The following is a 16,714-nucleotide window of genomic DNA, read 5'->3' as shown; positions in this document are numbered from 1 at the left end:
GCGCGATGAGCCAGGCGGCGCAGAACCTGAACTGGTTGATCACCAACTTCGTGGACAACACCCCCGGGGTGTCCCACACGGTGGTGGTCTCCGCCGACGGCCTCCTTCTGGCCATGTCGGACGGATTCCCGCGGGACCGCGCCGACCAGCTGGCGGCCGTGGCCTCCGGGCTGACGTCGCTGACCGCCGGTGCCTCCCGCATCTTCGAGGGCGGCGCCGTCAACCAGACCGTGGTGGAGATGGACCGCGGGTTCCTCTTCCTCATGTCCGTCTCCGACGGATCCTCGCTCGCGGTGCTCGCGCACCCCGAGTGCGACATCGGCCTCGTGGGCTACGAGATGGCCCTTCTGGTGGACCGCGCCGGCAGTGTCCTCACTCCGGATCTGCGCGCCGAACTGCAGGGCAGCCTTCTCAACTAGCAGACAGGCAGTGCGTTTCGCGTCACTGCACCATAGGGTGCGGTGGCGCGGTTCCACAGGGAGTACTGCGTACTTGGAGTCGGAGGAGGAAACGTGACAACACCCGGAGGACATCCCTATGGCGGCGCGCAGCAGCCGCAGGGTGGGCACGACCAGAACCGCTTCAACTTCCCTTCCGCTCCCAGCAACCGGCCCGCGCCGGAGCACGACCCCGCCGCGGGGCAGCCGTACCAGCGGCAGCCCTACCAGCAGCAGCCGTACGGCCGGCCGCAGCAGCCCGGGCAGTCCTACCGGCCCCCGCAGCAGCCTCCGCGCGGCGGGCGCCCGCAGGCTCCGCAGGCGCACAACCCGCTGGTGCGCCCGTACGCGATGACCGGTGGCCGGACCCGTCCGCGCTACCAGCTCGCCATCGAGGCACTGGTCAGCACCACGGCCGATCCCGCGCGCCTGCAAGGGCAGCTGCCCGAGCACCAGCGCATCTGCCTCCTGTGCCAGGAGATCAAATCCGTCGCGGAGATCTCGGCACTCCTCTCCATTCCTCTTGGCGTGGCCCGGATCCTCGTCGCCGACCTGGCCGAGGCCGGCCTCGTGGCCATCCACCAGCCCGGCGGCGACGAGTCCGCCGGCGGCCAGCCAGACGTGACACTGCTCGAAAGGGTGCTCAGTGGACTTCGCAAGCTCTAACGGCGGAGCGGCTCCTGCTCGCTCCACCACCTCCGCGAAGATCGTGGTGGCGGGTGGCTTCGGCGTGGGCAAGACCACGTTCGTCGGCGCCGTCTCCGAGATCAACCCCCTGCGCACCGAGGCCGTCATGACGAGCGCCTCCGCCGGCATCGACGACCTCACGCACACCGGGGACAAGACGACCACCACGGTCGCCATGGACTTCGGCCGCATCACCCTGGACCAGGACCTGATCCTGTACCTCTTCGGTACCCCCGGACAGGACCGCTTCTGGTTCATGTGGGACGACCTCGTGCGCGGCGCCATCGGCGCCGTCGTCCTCGTCGACACCCGCCGTCTCGCCGACTGCTTCCCGGCCGTCGACTACTTCGAGAACAGCGGCCTGCCCTTCGTCATCGCCCTTAACGGCTTCGACGGGCACCAGCCGTACACCCCGGAGGAAGTCCGCGAGGCCCTGCAGATCGGCCCGGACGCCCCCATCATCACCACCGACGCCCGCCACCGCGCGGACGCCAAGAGCGCACTCATCACCCTGGTCGAGCACGCCCTCATGGCCCGCCTGCGGTAGCCGTCCCGGTCGTACGCGAAAGCCCCCCGCACTCGAAGGAGTGCGGGGGGCTTTTCACGTGGTGCCTGCGGGGCTTCGCGTACTAGCCCTGCCAGCTGCGCGGGCCGCGGAAGCCGGGGGTGCGCTCCAGGCGGCGCCAGCCGGCCTGGGAGGGGACGGCGGAACCGGAGGCGTCCTCGGGGGTGGCCGCGGCGCGGGCGAGCAGGATCGCGGTGATCGCGGCCAGCTCCTCGGGCTCGGCGTGGCCCTTCTCGACCTTCAGCAGGGTGCCGGTGGCGTTGCTCATCGGTGGCAGTTCTCCTTCGACGTCTACTGCGGCGGGTTGCCGTGCTTGCGCGACGGCAGATCGGCGTGCTTGTTGCGGAGCATGGCGAGGGCGGCGACGAGGACCTCGCGGGTTTCCGCGGGGTCGATCACGTCGTCGACGAGGCCTCGCTCGGCGGCGTAGTAAGGGTGCATCAGCTCCGCCTTGTACTCCTTGACCATGCGCGCACGCATTGCCTCGGGGTCTTCGGCGTCCGCGATCTGCTTGCGGAAGATGACGTTGGCGGCGCCCTCGGCGCCCATCACGGCGATCTCGTTGGTCGGCCAGGCGTAGGTGAGGTCGGCGCCGATGGACTGGGAGTCCATGACGATGTAGGCGCCGCCGTAGGCCTTGCGCAGGATCAGCGAGATCCGCGGCACGGTCGCGTTGCAGTACGCGTACAGCAGCTTCGCGCCGTGGCGGATGATGCCGCCGTGCTCTTGGTCGACGCCCGGCAGGAAGCCGGGGACGTCCAGGAGGGTGATGATCGGGATGTTGAAGGCGTCGCAGAGCTGGACGAAGCGCGCCGCCTTCTCGGAGGCGTGGATGTCCAGGACGCCGGCGAGGTGGCCGGGCTGGTTGGCGACGATGCCGACGACCTGGCCGTCCATCCGCGCCAGGGCGCAGATGATGTTGCGGGCCCAGCGCTCGTGGATCTCCAGGACGTCGCCCTCGTCGACGAGCTCCTCGATGACCTTGAGCATGTCGTACGGGCGGTTGCCGTCGGCCGGTACGAGGTCCAGCAGGACGTCGGAGCGGCGGTCGGCCGGGTCGGTGGTCTCGTGGACCGGGGGGTTCTCGCGGTTGTTGGAGGGCAGCATCGTGATGAGGTAGCGGACCTCGGAGATGCAGGTCTCCTCGTCGTCGTACGCGAAGTGCGCCACGCCCGAGGTCTCGGCGTGCACGTCCGCGCCGCCGAGGCCGTTCTGGGTGATCTCCTCGCCGGTCACCGCGCGGACCACGTCCGGGCCGGTGATGAACATCTGCGAGGTGTCCCGGACCATGAACACGAAGTCCGTCAGCGCCGGGGAGTAGGCCGCGCCGCCGGCGCAGGGGCCCAGCATCACCGAGATCTGCGGGATGACGCCCGAGGCCTTGGTGTTGCGCTGGAAGATGCCGCCGTACCCGGCGAGCGCGGAGACGCCCTCCTGGATTCGGGCGCCGGCGCCGTCGTTGAGGGAGACCAGCGGGGCACCGGCCGCGATGGCCATGTCCATGATCTTGTGGATCTTCGTGGCGTGGGCCTCGCCCAGGGCGCCGCCGAAGATGCGGAAGTCGTGTGCGTAGACGAAGACCGTGCGGCCCTCGACCGTGCCCCAGCCGGTGATGACACCGTCGGTGTAGGGCTTCTTGGCTTCCAGGCCGAAGCCCGTCGCGCGGTGGCGGCGGAGCTGCTCGACCTCCTTGAAGGAACCTTCGTCGAGCAGCAGAGCGATGCGCTCGCGGGCGGTGAGCTTGCCCTTGGCGTGCTGCGCTTCGGTCGCCCGGTCGCTCGGTCCGCGCCGCGCCTGCTCGCGCAGGTCGTGCAGTTCGGCCACGCGGCCGCGGGCGTCCGTCGGCTCGCTCGGAATCTGGTCCACAACGGTCATGTAATGACCTTACGAAGCCGGACCGGAAAAACCCTCCGTCGAGTCCGCACAGTGTCAGGTGTCTTCCGCTGTCCGGGCCGGACAGAACCGGTGGGGGCACCGCGGGGCCCACCAGGCAGGACGTTGGTCCTTTGTGGGTTCCCCACAAAGGACCGGCCTCGATGACGCCAAGCCGCCCCCAAGGTGTCATCAGGACACCCAAGCCCCCTACAAGAACTTCAGAGGTTGAAATTTGAACGGAATGGGTCTAGCGTCCTTCTTGTTGAAAGTTCAACGAGTGCCGGACACATCGAGCGGCACCCCTACCAAGGAGAAGCAATGGGTCTCTTCACCCGCCGCGCCCAGGACACCGCCACCACCGCCGTCGCCACCCTCGACGTGGACCCGGCCCTCGCCGCGCTCACCGGTGACTACGTCATCGACGCCGCGCACAGCAGCATCGGGTTCACCGTCCGCCACGCGATGGTCACCAACGTCCGCGGCACCTTCGCCGACCACGAGGGCACCCTGCACCTGGACGGCTCCGACCCGTCCCGCTCCACCGCCTCCATCGACGTGAAGATCGCCTCCATCGACACGGGCATCGGCGACCGCGACGGCCACCTGCGTTCCGGCGACTTCTTCGACGCCGAGACCTTCCCGCTGATGACCTTCCGCTCCACGCAGGCGCATCAGCTCGGCGGCGACGCCTACCGCATCACCGGCGAGCTGACCATCAAGGACGTCACCCGCCCGCTCTCCATCGACCTGGAGTTCGGCGGCTCGGCCACCGACGTCTACGGCAACGAGCGCGTCGGGTTCGAGGGCTCGGCCGAGATCCTGCGCTCCGACTGGGGTCTGACCTGGAACGCGGCCCTGGAGACCGGCGGCGTGATGGTCAGCGACAAGGTGAAGCTGACCTTCGACATCTCGGCGATCAAGCAGGCCTGAGCGAGCCCCGTTCCACACCGCGGGTCCGGGGGCGGCTAGAAGTCGCCCCCGCCGAACCCGCCGCCGTCGAAGCCGCCTCCGCCGCCGAAGTCCCCGCCTCCGAAGTCGGACGGGTTGAAGTCGGCTCCGGAGACGTCGCCGCCGTCGAAACCGCCGCCTCCTCCGTCGAAGCCGTTGCCGCCGCCGAAGTCCGAGGCGTAGGCCGGGCTCGACATCATCGAGCCGAGCATCGTGCCCATGAGCAGGCCGGGCAGGATGCCGCCGCCGAAGTAACCGCCCGCCCAGGGGCCGTACGCCGGGCCCGCGTCGTAGTAGGGGCGCGGACCGTGCTCGGTGGCCACGGTGCGGACCGCCGGGTCCTGGCCGTCGCGCAGCCGGACCGCGTCCGCCGTGCAGACCGGGACCGTACGGGCGGCCCCGCCCGCCGGGGCCCAGGCGGCGTCCTCGGTGCTCGGGCCGTGGCGCGGGTCGAAGAAGCAGGGGGCGCGGCGCTCGGGCAGCGGCCTGCCCTGCCGGCGGGAGTCGAGGCAGGCCAGGGCGTACCGGCCGTCCTCCAGCGCCTGGGTGACCCCCTTGACCTCCTCCGGGTGCTGCACGGAGGCCATGATCTGCTTGGCCTTCTCGTACGAGTCGAGGCCCTGCTCGTAGTCCGCGCGCATCGCATCGTCGGCGCCGGGCTCACCGGGGTGGAAGTCGAGTCGCTCCAGCTCCTCGCCGAAGGCCGTGATGTCCTCGTCGACGACCACGCCCAGCCGGGCGATGGACTCGCGCCGGAGCTCTTCCTTCTTCTTGCGGTTGCGCTTGACCAGCGCGTACGCCCCGCCGCCGCCGACGGCGGCCACCACGCCGAGTCCGATCAGCGCGCCCACCGGGGCCCCGCCGTCCGTGCTCGCGGTGCCCCAGGAGGCCGGCGCGCTGCCCTTGGCCTGGGCCAGGGCCTGGTCCACGAAGTTGTTGAGCTCGGTGTTCGCGTCGACGGCTCCCCCGGCCTTGACGGCGTCGACCAGGTTGCGGACCGCGTTGTTCGGCATGACGGCCCGGTCGGCTCCGGCGTTGAAGCCGTCCCCGAGCCGGATCGCGTAGAGGCCGGTGATGCCGGTCTCGGTGCGGACCGTCTTGAGCACGCTGTCGGCGGGGAACTCGGCGGTGGCCGGCAGCACGGCGACGAACACCGGCTTCCCGGCGTCCTTGATCTTCTTCGCGAGCGCCTCGGCCTGCGCGGGGGGCAGCTGCGCCTCGGCACGGGGGTCCACGTAGACCGGGCCCTTCTTGAGGGCCTCCGCCACGGTGGTGGTCCCGTCGGCGGCCGAGGCCGACGGGGCGACCAGCAGGGCGGTCGCGGACAGCGCCAGCAGCAGAGCGGCCAGCAGCGATCCAAATCGTACGGATATAAGCCTGGTCCTCATATCCACGACGCTACCCGAACGGGTGCAATCCTGTGTGAGCAGGACATAAGGACCATCGGCCCGGCCCTCATGTCCCGCCCTGCTGGACTGCTGCTCCGCTACTCCGCCGGCTCGACGCCCGCGTGCAGGAGGCCGTAGGTGAAGGCGTCCTCCAGGGCCTGCCAGGAGGCCGCGATGACGTTCGGGGCGACGCCGACCGTGTTCCATTCGCGGGCGCCGTCGGTCGTGGTGACCAGGACCCGGGTGGTGGACGCCGTGCCGTGGGCGCCCTCCAGGATGCGGACCTTGTAGTCGATCAGCTCGAACTTCGCGAGCTGGGGGTAGAAGCGTTCGAGGGCGACGCGCAGCGCGCGGTCCAGTGCGTTGACCGGGCCGTTGCCCTCCGCCGTCGCCACGATCCGCTCGCCCTTGGCCCACAGCTTCACCGTGGCCTCGTTGGCGTGCGTGCCGTCGGGGCGGTCCTCGACGATGGCCCGCCAGGACTCGATGCGGAAGTACTTGCGCGCCCGGCCCTCGGCCTCGGCGCGCAGCAGCAGCTCGAAGGAGGCGTCGGCGGCCTCGTACGTGTAGCCCTGGAGCTCCCGCTCCTTGACCCGCTCCACCACCCGCGAGACCAGCGCGCGGTCCCCGCCGAGGTCGACGCCGAGCTCCTTGCCCTTGAGCTCGATGGAGGCCCGGCCGGCCATGTCGGAGACGAGCATCCGCATGGTGTTGCCGACGCGCGCGGGGTCGATGTGCTGGTACAGGTCCGGGTCGACCTTGATGGCCGAGGCGTGCAGGCCCGCCTTGTGCGCGAAGGCGGAGACGCCGACGTAGGGCTGGTGCGTGGAGGGGGTGAGGTTGACGACCTCGGCGATGGCGTGCGAGATCCGGGTCATCTCGGCCAGGGCGCCCGCCGGGAGCACCCTGCGGCCGTACTTGATCTCCAGCGCGGCGACGACAGGGAAGAGGTTGGCGTTGCCGACCCGCTCGCCGTAGCCGTTCGCGGTGCACTGCACGTGGGTGGCGCCGGCGTCCACGGCGGCCAGCGTGTTGGCGACGGCGCAGCCGGTGTCGTCCTGGGCGTGGATGCCCAGGCGGGCGCCGGTGTCGGCGATCACGGTCGCCACGGTGGCGGCGATCTGCGCGGGCAGCATGCCGCCGTTGGTGTCGCAGAGGACCACGACGTCGGCGCCGGCCTCGTGGGCGGCGCGCACGACGGACTTCGCGTACTCGGGGTTGGCCCGGTAGCCGTCGAAGAAGTGCTCGCAGTCGACGAAGACCCGGCGGCCCTCGGAGACCAGGTGGGCGACGGTGTCGCGGACCATCTCCAGGTTCTCGTCGAGGGTGGTGCGCAGCGCGAGCTCGACGTGCCGGTCGTGGGACTTGGCGACCAGGGTGATCACCGGGGCGCCGGATTCCAGCAGGGCGCGGACCTGCGGGTCGGTGGCGGCCGAGCCGCCCGCCCGGCGGGTCGCGCCGAAGGCGACGAGCTGGGCGTGCTTGAAGTCGATCTCCGCGCGGGCACGCGAGAAGAACTCCGTGTCGCGCGGGTTGGCGCCGGGCCAGCCGCCCTCGATGAAGCCCACCCCGAAGTCGTCCAGGTGCCGGGCGATCGTCAGCTTGTCCGCGACCGTGAGGTTGATGCCCTCACGCTGGGCACCGTCGCGCAGGGTCGTGTCGAAGACGTGGAACCCGTCATCGGTGCCGGGGCCCGAAGCCGGCGCAGTCGGCTCGGTCGCCTCTGTCGTCGTCATGCTGATCTGACTCCTGTCGGATGGGTGGTTCCGGATGCCCGCCCTCGGGCAGGCCGACGCCACTGCCCCCATCATCGCGCGCTGCCCGATTCCGGCGTGTTCGGGCCGGAAAACGAAAAAACCTCTCGCGGGTGCGAGAGGTCTGCGCGCGGGTCTGAGGCACGGTGGCCGCCTCCGCGAAGTTCTTCCGCGGCTCAGCGGCCACTGGGGACCGGCGCGCTGCTGTCCATAATCATGAGCTGAGCAGGCACGTCGGCAGTCTGCCATACCGCATGCCGCGGATGGACGGGGATCTCAGCATGCGGGCACGCCCCCGTCCGGCCTGGTGCGGCTCCGTTGCCGGGGCTCCGCCCCGGACCCCGCGCCTCAAACGCCGGCGGGGCTGGAATCACCCTGCAGGGTCAACGCCTCGGTGAGGAACTCGCTGACGTGGTCGAGGATGTCGCCGCGCCCTATCCCGGGCAGGCCGACGGCGACCTGGATGCTGAACCCGTCGAGCAGGGCCCGCAGCCGGGCCGCGAAGCGGTCCGGGTCGACCCGGCGGAACTCCCCGCGCGAGATGCCCTCGGCGAGCAGGGCCACCAGGTCGCGGTGCCAGGCGCCCTCGATGGCCCCCTGGCGTTCCCGCTCCCCCGGCCCGGCGTTCTGCGAGCGGTTCCAGACCTCCAGCCAGAGCGTCCAGTGCGGATCCCGGGCGCCCTCGGGCACGTACAGGTCCACGTACGCCTGCAGGCGCTCGCGCGCCGGGCCGCGGCGGGACAGCAGGGCGCGGCGGCGGGTGCCGAGCGCCGCCTCGCTCCACTCCAGGGTCTGCAGCAGCAGCTCGTCCTTGGTGCGGAAGTAGTAGAGGAGGTGGCCGCTGCTCATGCCGACCTGGCGGCCGAGGCCCGCCATGGTCAGACCGTCCAGGCCGCGTTCGGCGATGGTGGCCATGGCGGCGACCAGTACGTCCTCGCGCGGCGGCGCGTTCTTGCGCGCGGCACGTACCTCACCCGCCACCATGGCCCACTCCTCGTCCCGGCCGCCCGCTCGGGGTCAGGCCTTCGGCTGCTGCTGGGTGATGCAGTGGATACCGCCACCCCCGGCGAAAATCGTACGTGCGTCGACGAGCGTCACGGTCCGCTCGGGGAACAGACCGCGGAAGATCTCCGCCGCCTCTTCGTCGCGGGGGTCGTCGAAGGCGCACAGGACCACGCCGCCGTTGCACAGGTAGTGGTTGATGTAGGAGTAGTCCACCCACTCCCCGTCCTCTTCCAGCACGGTCGGCGCCGGGATCTCCACGACCTCCAGCTGCCGCCCCTGCGCGTCGGTGGAGGCGCGCAGGAGGGCGGCGATGGTCTTGCCGCGCTCGTGGTCCGGGTGGGCCGGGTCGGGCTGGCTGTGGACCATGACCACGCCGGGGCGGGCGAAGGCGGCGACGATGTCCACGTGGCCCTGGGTGCCGTAGGTGCCGTAGTCGCCGGCCAGGCCGTACGGGAGCCAGATCGCCTTGGTGGTGCCCAGGTGGGCGTGGATCTCGGCCTCGACCTGCTCGCGGGTCCAGTCGGGGTTGCGGCCCTTGCCGAGCTGCACGGTGTCGGTGAGGAGCACGGTGCCCTCGCCGTCCACATGGATGGCGCCGCCCTCGTTGACCAGCGCGGTGCTGTAGGTGCGGGTCCCGACGAGGCCGGAGATCTCCCGGGCGATCTTCGAGTCGTGGTCCCAGCGGGCCCACTCCTGGGCGCCCCAGCCGTTGAAGGTCCAGTCGACGGCGGCCAGCTCGCCCGCGTCGTTGGTGACGAAGGTCGGGCCGATGTCGCGCATCCAGGCGTCGTCGAGCTGCCGCTCGACCAGCTCGACGTCGTCGCCGACGATCGCGCGGGCGCCCTCGGCGTCTCCCGGGGAGACCACCAGGGTCACGGGCTCGTACGTGCGCACGGCGCGGGCGACGGCGCCCCAGGCCTCGCGGGCCGCGGCGAGCTCGGCCTCGTCGGTGAAGGTCGGGTTGGGGCTGGGCCAGGCCATCCAGGTGCGCTCGTGGGGCGTCCACTCGGCGGGCATCCGGAATCCGGCGTTCACGGGCGTGGTGTCGGTCATGGCAGGGAGGTCCTTAAGGGGCTGTGCTGGATTGCAGACTGGGCCGGCTTACGGGTTGGGCCGGCTTACAAGAAGTAGAGGCGGTTGAGGGAGACCGAATCGGCCGCCTCGGAGCGCAGCGGTTCTCCGTCGAGGGAGACCAGTCCGCTGCGCGCGTCCACATCGACCGCGCCCACCCGGGAGTTGAGGAGCAGGTTCGCGGGGCCGATGCCCCGGGTGCCGCGGACGGCGACCCGGCGTCTGCGGGTCGGCATCCCGTCGCTGCCGAGGGCCGCCGCGGCGGCCGAGACGAAGGCGACGGAGATATCGGCCGCGGTGGCCCCGTACGAGCCGAACTGCGGTCCGAGGACCAGCGGTTCGCAGGTGTCGGTGGCGGCGTTGGGGTCGCCGGTGACCCCGTAGGCCGGGAAGCCGGACTTGAGGACCAGCTGCGGCTTGGCGCCGAAGAACTGGGGGCGCCACAGCACGATGTCGGCGAGCTTGCCGACCTCGATGGAGCCGATCTCGTGGGCCAGGCCGTGGGCGATGGCGGGGTTGATGGTCAGCTTGGCCATGTAGCGCAGCACGCGGGCGTTGTCGTCGCCCTCGCCGTCGCCCTCCAGGGGCCCCAGCTCGCCCTTCATCTTGGCGGCCATGGCGAAGGTGCGCCGGATGGTCTCGCCGGCGCGGCCCATGCCCTGGGCGTCGGAGGAGGTGATGCCGATCGCGCCCAGGTCGTGCAGGACGTCCTCGGCCCCCATCGTGCCCGCGCGGATCCGGTCGCGGGCCATCGCGGCGTCACCGGGGAGGTCCGGCTTGAGGTCGTGGACGGAGACGATCATCCCGTAGTGCTCGGCGACCGCGTCCCGGCCGAAGGGCAGGGTGGGGTTGGTGGAGGAGCCGATGACGTTCTCGACGCCGGCCATCTTCAGGACGTTGGGGACGTGGCCGCCGCCGCAGCCCTCGATGTGGAAGGCGTGGATGGTCCGGCCGTCGAGCACCCGCAGGGTGTCCTCGACCGAGAGGCATTCGTTGAGGCCGTCGCTGTGCAGGGCGACCTGGACGTCGTACTCCTCGGCCACGCGCAGGGCGGTGTCCAGGGCGCGGGTGTGGGCGCCCATGTCCTCGTGGACCTTGAAGCCGCAGGCCCCTCCCTCGGCGAGCGCCTCGACCAGAGGGGCCGGGTCCGAGGAGGAACCGCGGGCCAGGAAGCCGATATTGACGGGCCAGGCGTCGAAGGCGTTGAAGGCGTGCTTCAGCGCCCACGGGGAGTTGACGCCGACGCCCCAGACGGGGCCGAACTCCTGGCCGATGATCGTGGTGACGCCCGCGGCGAGCGAGGCCTCCATGATGCGCGGGGAGAGCAGGTGCACATGGGTGTCGACGGCGCCGGCGGTGGCGATCATGCCCTCGCCGGAGACGATGCTCGTGCCCGTGCCGACGACCACGTCCACCCCGTCGAGGGTGTCGGGGTTGCCGGCCCGGCCGATCGCGTGGATGCGGCCCTCGCGGATGCCGATGGAGACCTTGCGGATGCCGAGGACGGCGTCGATGACCAGCACGTTGCTGATCACCACGTCGCAGGTGTCGCGTACGGCGGCGGCCTTCAGGTGCAGTCCGTCGCGGGCCGTCTTGCCGAAGCCGGCCAGGAACTCGTCCCCGGGCTTCTGGGAATCCGACTCCACCCGGACGGTCAGCCCGGAGTCGCCGAGCCGGACCCGGTCCCCGGCGCGGGGGCCGAAGACGGAGGCGTACTCGTGCGGGTCGATGTGCCGGCTGCCGGGGGCGCAGTGCGCGCTGTGGTCCGTGTGGGGCGTCTGCCGGCTCATGCCGTGGTCCCTTCCGGGCGGTCACTGGAGCCGGGAGCGGCGGCTCCGCCGCGCGGGGCGGGCCCGGAGCCCGGGGCCGGGGCGGCGCCCGGCGGGCCCGCCGAGGCCGCCGAGGCCGCGCCGAGATAGCCGCAGGCCTCGGCGCGGGTCAGCGCCTGCTCCTTGGCTCCGGGAGCGTCCAGCGGGCCGTCCACCAGGCCGGCGAAGCCGATGGCGATGCGGGCGCCGCCGATCGGGACCAGGCCGACCTCGGCCTCGCCGCCGGGGTCGAAGCGGACCGAGGAGCCCGCGGGCACGCACAGCCGCATGCCGTACGCGGCCGCGCGGTCGAAGTCGAGGCGCGGGTTGGCCTCGAAGAAGTGGAAGTGGGAGGTGACGCTCACCGGCACCGGGGCGGTGTTGCGTACGCGCAGGTGGACCGCGGGCTCCGGCTGGGGGGCGCCGGGGCCGGGGACGACCGCGCCCGGGGCGTGCTCGCCGAGGCCGGTGGCGCCGCGGATCGGGGAGGAGACCACCGCGAGGCGGGAACCATCGTCGAAGACGGCCTCCACGTGCACCTCGGTGACCACGTCGCTGACACCCGGCAGGACGTCGGCGGGGCCCAGCACGGAGCGGGCCTCCTCGATGGCCTCGGCGAGCCGCTTTCCGTCGCGCGCGGCCTCGCAGACCGTGTCCGCGATGAGCGCGGTGGCCTCCGGGACGTTGAGCTTGAGTCCGCGGGCCCGCCGGGCCCTGGCCAGTTCCGCAGCACCGCGGAGCAGCAGCCGGTCGCGCTCCGTAGGGGTCAGCCGCACGCCGATCCACCACCCTTCGAGTCGATGGGTTAGAGCATCACTCTAACTCTTCATTTCCCGGCAATGAAGCATTGACCTGAGACCAAGGCTTAGGTCACATTGAGTGTCGCTCAAACATTGCATTGCCACCCCCCGCCCTGCCAAGGGAGTCCCCCCATGCCCATCGAACAGCGCGGAGTCGACACCATCCCGGAGGAGGAACGGACGAGCGGTCCCCGTGACCTGATCTCGATCCTCCTCGGCTCCAATCTCTGCCTCGGTGTGATCGTCTTCGGCTGGCTGCCCCCGTCCTTCGGGCTGGGTCTGTGGCCCTCGGTCACCGCCATCGTGACCGGCACCCTCGTCGGCATCGCCTTCACCGCGCCGCTGGCGCTCGTCTCCCTGCGCACGGGGACCAACCTCTCCACCTCCAGCGGCGCCCAGTTCGGCGTACGCGGCCGGCTCGTCGGCTCGGTGGTCGGCCTGCTGCTCTCCCTCGGCTACACCGCGCTGACCCTGTGGATAGGCGGCGACGTGATGGTCGGCGCCCTGTCCCGGCTCACCGGGCTGCCCGACACCGGCCTCTCCCGGGCCGTGATGTACGGGGTGCTCGCCGCGGCCACCGTCGTCGCGGCCGTCTTCGGCTACCGGCTGCTGCTGCGCATGAGCAAGGTGCTCTCCATCGGCATGGTGCTGCTGCTGGCCGCCGGCGTGTTCGCCTACGCCCCCGACTTCACCGCCGCCGCCCCGCCGGACACCGCGTACCTGCTCGGCTCCTTCTGGCCGACCTGGCTGCTCGCCGCCGTCGCCGCCGGGCTCAGCGGGCCCGTCGCCTTCATCACCCTGCTCGGCGACTACACCCGCTACATCTCCCCGCACCGGCACAGCCCCCGCAAGGTGCTCCGGTCCACCGGGCTCGGCCTGCTCGTCGGACTGCTGGTCCCGCAGCTCTTCGGCACCTACACCGCGCTCGCCGCCCGCGCCGGGGCCGACTACGCCGGTCCGCTGGTCGAGGCCGCGCCGTTCTGGTACCTGCTTCCGCTGCTGGTCGCCGCGGCCGCCGGATCGGTCGGCAACGCCGGCCTGATGCTCTACTCCATGGGCCTCGACCTCGACGCCATCGTCCCCCGGGCCACCCGCACCACCGCCACCGTGATCGCCGCGGCCGTGGCCACCGCCTTCGTCTTCGTCGGCTCCTTCGAGTGGGACGTCCAGGCCGCGATGACCTCCTTCGTGCTGGTGCTGACCGCGCTCGGCACCCCGTGGGCCGTGATCACCCTCATCGGCTACGTCCGCTGCCGCGGGCACTACGACGCCGATGCCCTCCAGGTCTTCAACCGCCGCGCCAAGGGCGGGATCTACTGGTTCCGCGGCGGCTGGAACGTCCCTGCCGCCCTCTCCTGGGCCATCGGCGCGGGCGTCGGCCTGCTCGCCGTGACCACCCCGTTCTACGAGGGCCCGCTGCTGGCCCTGACCGGCGGCGTCGACTGCTCCTTCGTCCTCTCCGGACTGACCGGCGGCCTGATCTACGCGGCCCTGACCGCCCGCACGGCCCCCGCCCCGGCACCGGCCGAAGCCGCCGAGGAGCCGGTGGCCGCCTGAGTCACCCCGTACGCGGGTCCCCGTACCTGCTGCGGCGCTCAACCAACCGGCCCGCGGCGGCGTCTCCCTCTGCAGCGGCGGCCGAACAGGAAAAGGGCCGCCCCGAACGGCACGGGGAGGCGTCGTGGAAGAACTCGCATACGTGGCGGGAAAGATCGTCAAGGGAGTCGCGGGTCTGGCCTACGCCTTCGGCGACACCCTGGTGGGCCTCGGTCCGGAGGGAAAGGACCAGGAGCGCGGGAAGAAGCCCGGGGACGAGAAGAAGTCCGAGGGCACGAAGGAGTACGAAGGCGAGGGCGAGGCGGACGGGAAGCGCTGACCACGCCCCCTGCCCCCTCACACACCGAAGGCCCCCCGTGCACTGCGCGGGGGGCCTTCGGGCGGTTCGGGGCGGGGCCGACTAGCCGAGCTGGTGCATCCAGCCGTGGGTGTCGGCGGTGTGGCCGGTCTGGAGCTCCAGGAGGGCCTTGCGGAGCTTCATGGTGACCTCGCCGGGCTCGCCGTTGCCCTGGGTCCAGTTCGCGCGCTCCGACTTGACGGAGCCGACCGGGGTGATCACGGCGGCCGTACCGCAGGCGAAGACCTCGGTCAGGGTGCCGTTCTCGTTGTCGCGCTTCCAGTCCTCGGTGGTGATGCGGCCCTCCTCGGCGGTGTAGCCGAGGTCGCGGGCGATGGTGAGGAGGGAGTCGCGGGTGATGCCGGGGAGGAGCGAGCCGGTGAGCTCGGGGGTGACGATGCGGTCGCCGTACACGAAGTACAGGTTCATCCCGCCCATCTCCTCGATCCAGCGGTGCTCGACGGCGTCGAGCCAGACCACCTGGTCGCAGCCGTGCTCGGCGGCCTGGGCCTGCGCGACGAGCGAAGCCGCGTAGTTGCCGCCGGTCTTGGCGGCGCCGGTGCCGCCCTTGGCGGCGCGGACGTACTCCTCGGAGAGCCAGACGGAGACGGGCTTGACGCCGCCGGGGAAGTACGCGCCGGCCGGGGAGGCGATGACGATGAAGAGGAACTCGTTGGCCGGGCGGACGCCGAGGCCGACCTCGGTGGCGAACATGAAGGGCCGCAGGTAGAGCGAGGCCTCGCCGGAGTCCGGCACCCAGGCGCGGTCCTGCTTGATCAGCGCGTCGCAGGCGTCGATGAACAGCTCGGTCGGCAGCTCCGGCATCGCCATGCGGCGGGCGGAGGCCTGGAAGCGCTCGGCGTTGGCCTGCGGGCGGAAGGTGGCGACGGTGCCGTCGGGCTGCTTGTAGGCCTTGAGCCCCTCGAAGATCGTCTGCGCGTAGTGCAGGGTCATGTTCGCCGGGTCCATCGACAGCGGCGCGTACGGGACCAGCTCGGCGTCGTGCCAGCCGCGGCCCTCGGTCCACTTGACCGTGACCATGTGGTCGGTGAAGTGGCGGCCGAAGCCGGGGCTCGCCAGGATCGCCTCGCGCTCCGCGGCGGACAGGGGGGTCGAGGAGGGCTTCAGCTCGATCGTGGGCGTCGTCGTCATGAGTGCTTGTCCTTCACCGGTTGTGTATGGCGGACCGCGCTCACGGCGTACTAGGACGTCCGAGCTTCCCCGTAGTCCGCGGCCTCGCGTTCGATTATCGCGCGGGAGGAGGCTTCGGTGAAACGGGGTGTGTGCGGCCCAGAGGAGATGGTGGCACCCGGGGCCGCACAGGAAAAGCCGCCGGGTGCGATGGTCGCGACCCGGCGGCTTCCTGGAGGTGGGGCTACCGGGTCAGCCGGCTACTCGAGCGGCGAGGGCGTCGCCGATCGCGTCGGTGGAGCGGAAGGTGCCGTCGCGCTCGGCCAGGTCGGCGGAGACCGCCTCCTCGATGCGGGCGGCCTGCTCCTCGTAGCCGAGGTGGCGCAGCAGGAGGGCGACCGAGAGGATCGTCGCGGTCGGGTCGGCCTTGCCGGTGCCGGCGATGTCCGGGGCGGAGCCGTGGACGGGCTCGAACATGGACGGGAAGGCGCCGGTCGGGTTGATGTTGCCCGAGGCGGCCAGGCCGATTCCACCGGTCACGGCGGCGGCCAGGTCGGTGAGGATGTCACCGAAGAGGTTGTCCGTGACGATGACGTCGAAGCGCTCCGGCTGGGTGACGAAGAAGATCGTCGCGGCGTCGACGTGCAGGTAGTCGGTGGTGACCTCGGGGTACTCCTGGCCGACCTTGTCGAAGATGTTCTTCCACAGGTGACCGGCGTAGACGAGGACGTTGTTCTTGTGGACCAGCGTCAGCTTCTTGCGCGGGCGGCCGTTGGCGCGCTCGTACGCGTCACGGACCACGCGCTCGACGCCGTAGGCCGTGTTGAGGCTGACCTCGGTGGCCACCTCGGCCGGGGTGCCGGTGCGCAGGCTGCCGCCGTTGCCGGTGTACGGGCCTTCGGTGCCCTCGCGGACCACGACGAAGTCGATCTCCGGGCGGCCGGCGAGCGGGGTGGCCGTGTTGGGGAAGAGCTTCGAGGGGCGCAGGTTGATGAAGTGGTCGAAGGCGAAGCGGAGCTTCAGCAGCAGACCGCGCTCCAGGACGCCCGACGGGACCGAGGGGTCGCCGATGGCGCCCAGCAGGATCGCGTCGTGGTGCTTGAGGGCTTCGAGCTCCGCGTCCGGGAGGGTTTCACCGGTGCGGTGCCAGCGCTGGGCGCCGAGGTCGTATTCCTTGGTCTCCAGCTTCACATCCTGGGGCAGGACCGCGGTAAGGACCTTGAGGCCCTGAGCCACGACTTCCTGGCCGATGCCATCACCGGGGATCACTGCGAGATTGATGCTGGTCGACATGGTGGAACCGTACTCCTTGTCCCATCCCTCAGACATATTGCGTCCACCATGTGGACGC

16 protein-coding genes are annotated in these 16,714 nt (G+C 71.3%); 6 read left to right on the top strand and 10 right to left on the bottom strand.

All coding sequences use genetic code 11. The annotated features are described in order from the left end of the window. Nucleotides 1-5: 5 nt before the first annotated feature. The 3 genes from NLX94_RS27175 (at nt 6) to NLX94_RS27165 (ending at nt 1,671) form a co-directional block, all read left to right on the top strand. Nucleotides 6-419, top strand: coding sequence for a roadblock/LC7 domain-containing protein (locus NLX94_RS27175; protein WP_030037347.1), 414 nt, complete (start codon nt 6-8; stop codon nt 417-419). 93 nt (nt 420-512) lie between these two features. Beyond that, nucleotides 513-1,103: a DUF742 domain-containing protein gene (locus NLX94_RS27170; protein ID WP_254385733.1), complete on the top strand. Its 591-nt coding sequence runs from the start codon at nt 513-515 to the stop codon at nt 1,101-1,103. Further along, nucleotides 1,084-1,671 carry an ATP/GTP-binding protein gene (locus NLX94_RS27165; RefSeq protein WP_073911148.1) on the top strand — a complete coding sequence of 196 codons (588 nt, stop codon included), beginning with the start codon at nt 1,084-1,086 and terminating at the stop codon, nt 1,669-1,671. Before NLX94_RS27170 ends, NLX94_RS27165 begins: the two co-directional genes overlap by 20 nt. An 82-nt stretch (nt 1,672-1,753) precedes the next feature. Here the strand turns inward: NLX94_RS27165 and NLX94_RS27160 are convergent, their stop codons facing one another. Beyond that, the gene (locus NLX94_RS27160; RefSeq protein WP_254385732.1) at nt 1,754-1,957 is read right to left on the bottom strand and encodes an acyl-CoA carboxylase subunit epsilon; all 204 of its coding nucleotides are present in this window, start codon (nt 1,955-1,957) and stop codon (nt 1,754-1,756) included. A gap of 23 nt (nt 1,958-1,980) precedes the next feature. Beyond that, on the bottom strand, nt 1,981-3,564 hold the full coding sequence (locus tag NLX94_RS27155; RefSeq protein WP_254385731.1) for an acyl-CoA carboxylase subunit beta: 1,584 nt from the start codon (nt 3,562-3,564) through the stop codon (nt 1,981-1,983). Between the two features lie 318 nt (nt 3,565-3,882). Here NLX94_RS27155 and NLX94_RS27150 point away from each other — a divergent pair, with 318 nt between their 5' ends. Further along, entirely contained in the window at nt 3,883-4,494 is a 612-nt protein-coding gene (locus NLX94_RS27150) for a YceI family protein (RefSeq protein WP_254385730.1), read from the top strand. 35 nt (nt 4,495-4,529) lie between these two features. Here the strand turns inward: NLX94_RS27150 and NLX94_RS27145 are convergent, their stop codons facing one another. The 6 genes from NLX94_RS27145 to ureA all read right to left on the bottom strand — a co-directional run bounded on the left by NLX94_RS27145 (nt 4,530) and on the right by ureA (nt 12,314). Beyond that, the gene (locus tag NLX94_RS27145) at nt 4,530-5,900 is read right to left on the bottom strand and encodes a hypothetical protein (RefSeq protein WP_254385729.1); all 1,371 of its coding nucleotides are present in this window, start codon (nt 5,898-5,900) and stop codon (nt 4,530-4,532) included. A 98-nt stretch (nt 5,901-5,998) separates the two neighbouring features. Beyond that, nucleotides 5,999-7,636 (bottom strand): citramalate synthase, encoded by a 1,638-nt coding sequence (gene cimA, locus NLX94_RS27140; protein WP_254385728.1) that lies wholly within the window; start codon nt 7,634-7,636, stop codon nt 5,999-6,001. A 366-nt stretch (nt 7,637-8,002) separates the two neighbouring features. Beyond that, nucleotides 8,003-8,638, bottom strand: a complete 636-nt coding sequence (locus tag NLX94_RS27135; RefSeq protein WP_254385727.1) for a TetR/AcrR family transcriptional regulator — start codon at nt 8,636-8,638, stop codon at nt 8,003-8,005. A gap of 33 nt (nt 8,639-8,671) precedes the next feature. Continuing rightward, entirely contained in the window at nt 8,672-9,712 is a 1,041-nt protein-coding gene (locus NLX94_RS27130; protein WP_254385726.1) for an agmatine/peptidylarginine deiminase, read from the bottom strand. Nucleotides 9,713-9,777: 65 nt separating this feature from the next. Next, nucleotides 9,778-11,520: an urease subunit alpha gene (locus tag NLX94_RS27125; RefSeq protein WP_254385725.1), complete on the bottom strand. Its 1,743-nt coding sequence runs from the start codon at nt 11,518-11,520 to the stop codon at nt 9,778-9,780. Next, nucleotides 11,517-12,314 carry an urease subunit gamma gene (gene ureA / locus NLX94_RS27120; RefSeq protein ID WP_254385724.1) on the bottom strand — a complete coding sequence of 266 codons (798 nt, stop codon included), beginning with the start codon at nt 12,312-12,314 and terminating at the stop codon, nt 11,517-11,519. Before ureA ends, NLX94_RS27125 begins: the two co-directional genes overlap by 4 nt. A gap of 156 nt (nt 12,315-12,470) precedes the next feature. On the opposite strand from ureA, the gene NLX94_RS27115 reads away from it, so the two are divergent. Next, nucleotides 12,471-13,895, top strand: a complete 1,425-nt coding sequence (locus NLX94_RS27115) for a cytosine permease (protein WP_254385723.1) — start codon at nt 12,471-12,473, stop codon at nt 13,893-13,895. A gap of 124 nt (nt 13,896-14,019) precedes the next feature. Next, nucleotides 14,020-14,214 carry a hypothetical protein gene (locus NLX94_RS27110; protein ID WP_254385722.1) on the top strand — a complete coding sequence of 65 codons (195 nt, stop codon included), beginning with the start codon at nt 14,020-14,022 and terminating at the stop codon, nt 14,212-14,214. Between the two features lie 81 nt (nt 14,215-14,295). Here NLX94_RS27110 and NLX94_RS27105 read toward each other — a convergent pair whose 3' ends face one another. Together NLX94_RS27105 and NLX94_RS27100 are read right to left on the bottom strand one after the other, a co-directional pair. Then, nucleotides 14,296-15,384, bottom strand: coding sequence for a branched-chain amino acid aminotransferase (locus NLX94_RS27105; protein ID WP_254385721.1), 1,089 nt, complete (start codon nt 15,382-15,384; stop codon nt 14,296-14,298). A gap of 231 nt (nt 15,385-15,615) precedes the next feature. Further along, complete coding sequence (locus NLX94_RS27100) at nt 15,616-16,656, bottom strand: 3-isopropylmalate dehydrogenase (protein ID WP_254385720.1); 1,041 nt, start codon at nt 16,654-16,656, stop codon at nt 15,616-15,618. Nucleotides 16,657-16,714: the final 58 nt, after the last annotated feature.

This window comes from Streptomyces sp. TBY4, assembly GCF_024213195.1.
In the GTDB taxonomy this organism is placed as follows: Bacteria; Actinomycetota; Actinomycetes; order Streptomycetales; family Streptomycetaceae; genus Streptomyces.
Note: the sequence above shows the minus strand (reverse complement) of the source record. Positions and strands in the feature narration are given on the sequence as shown.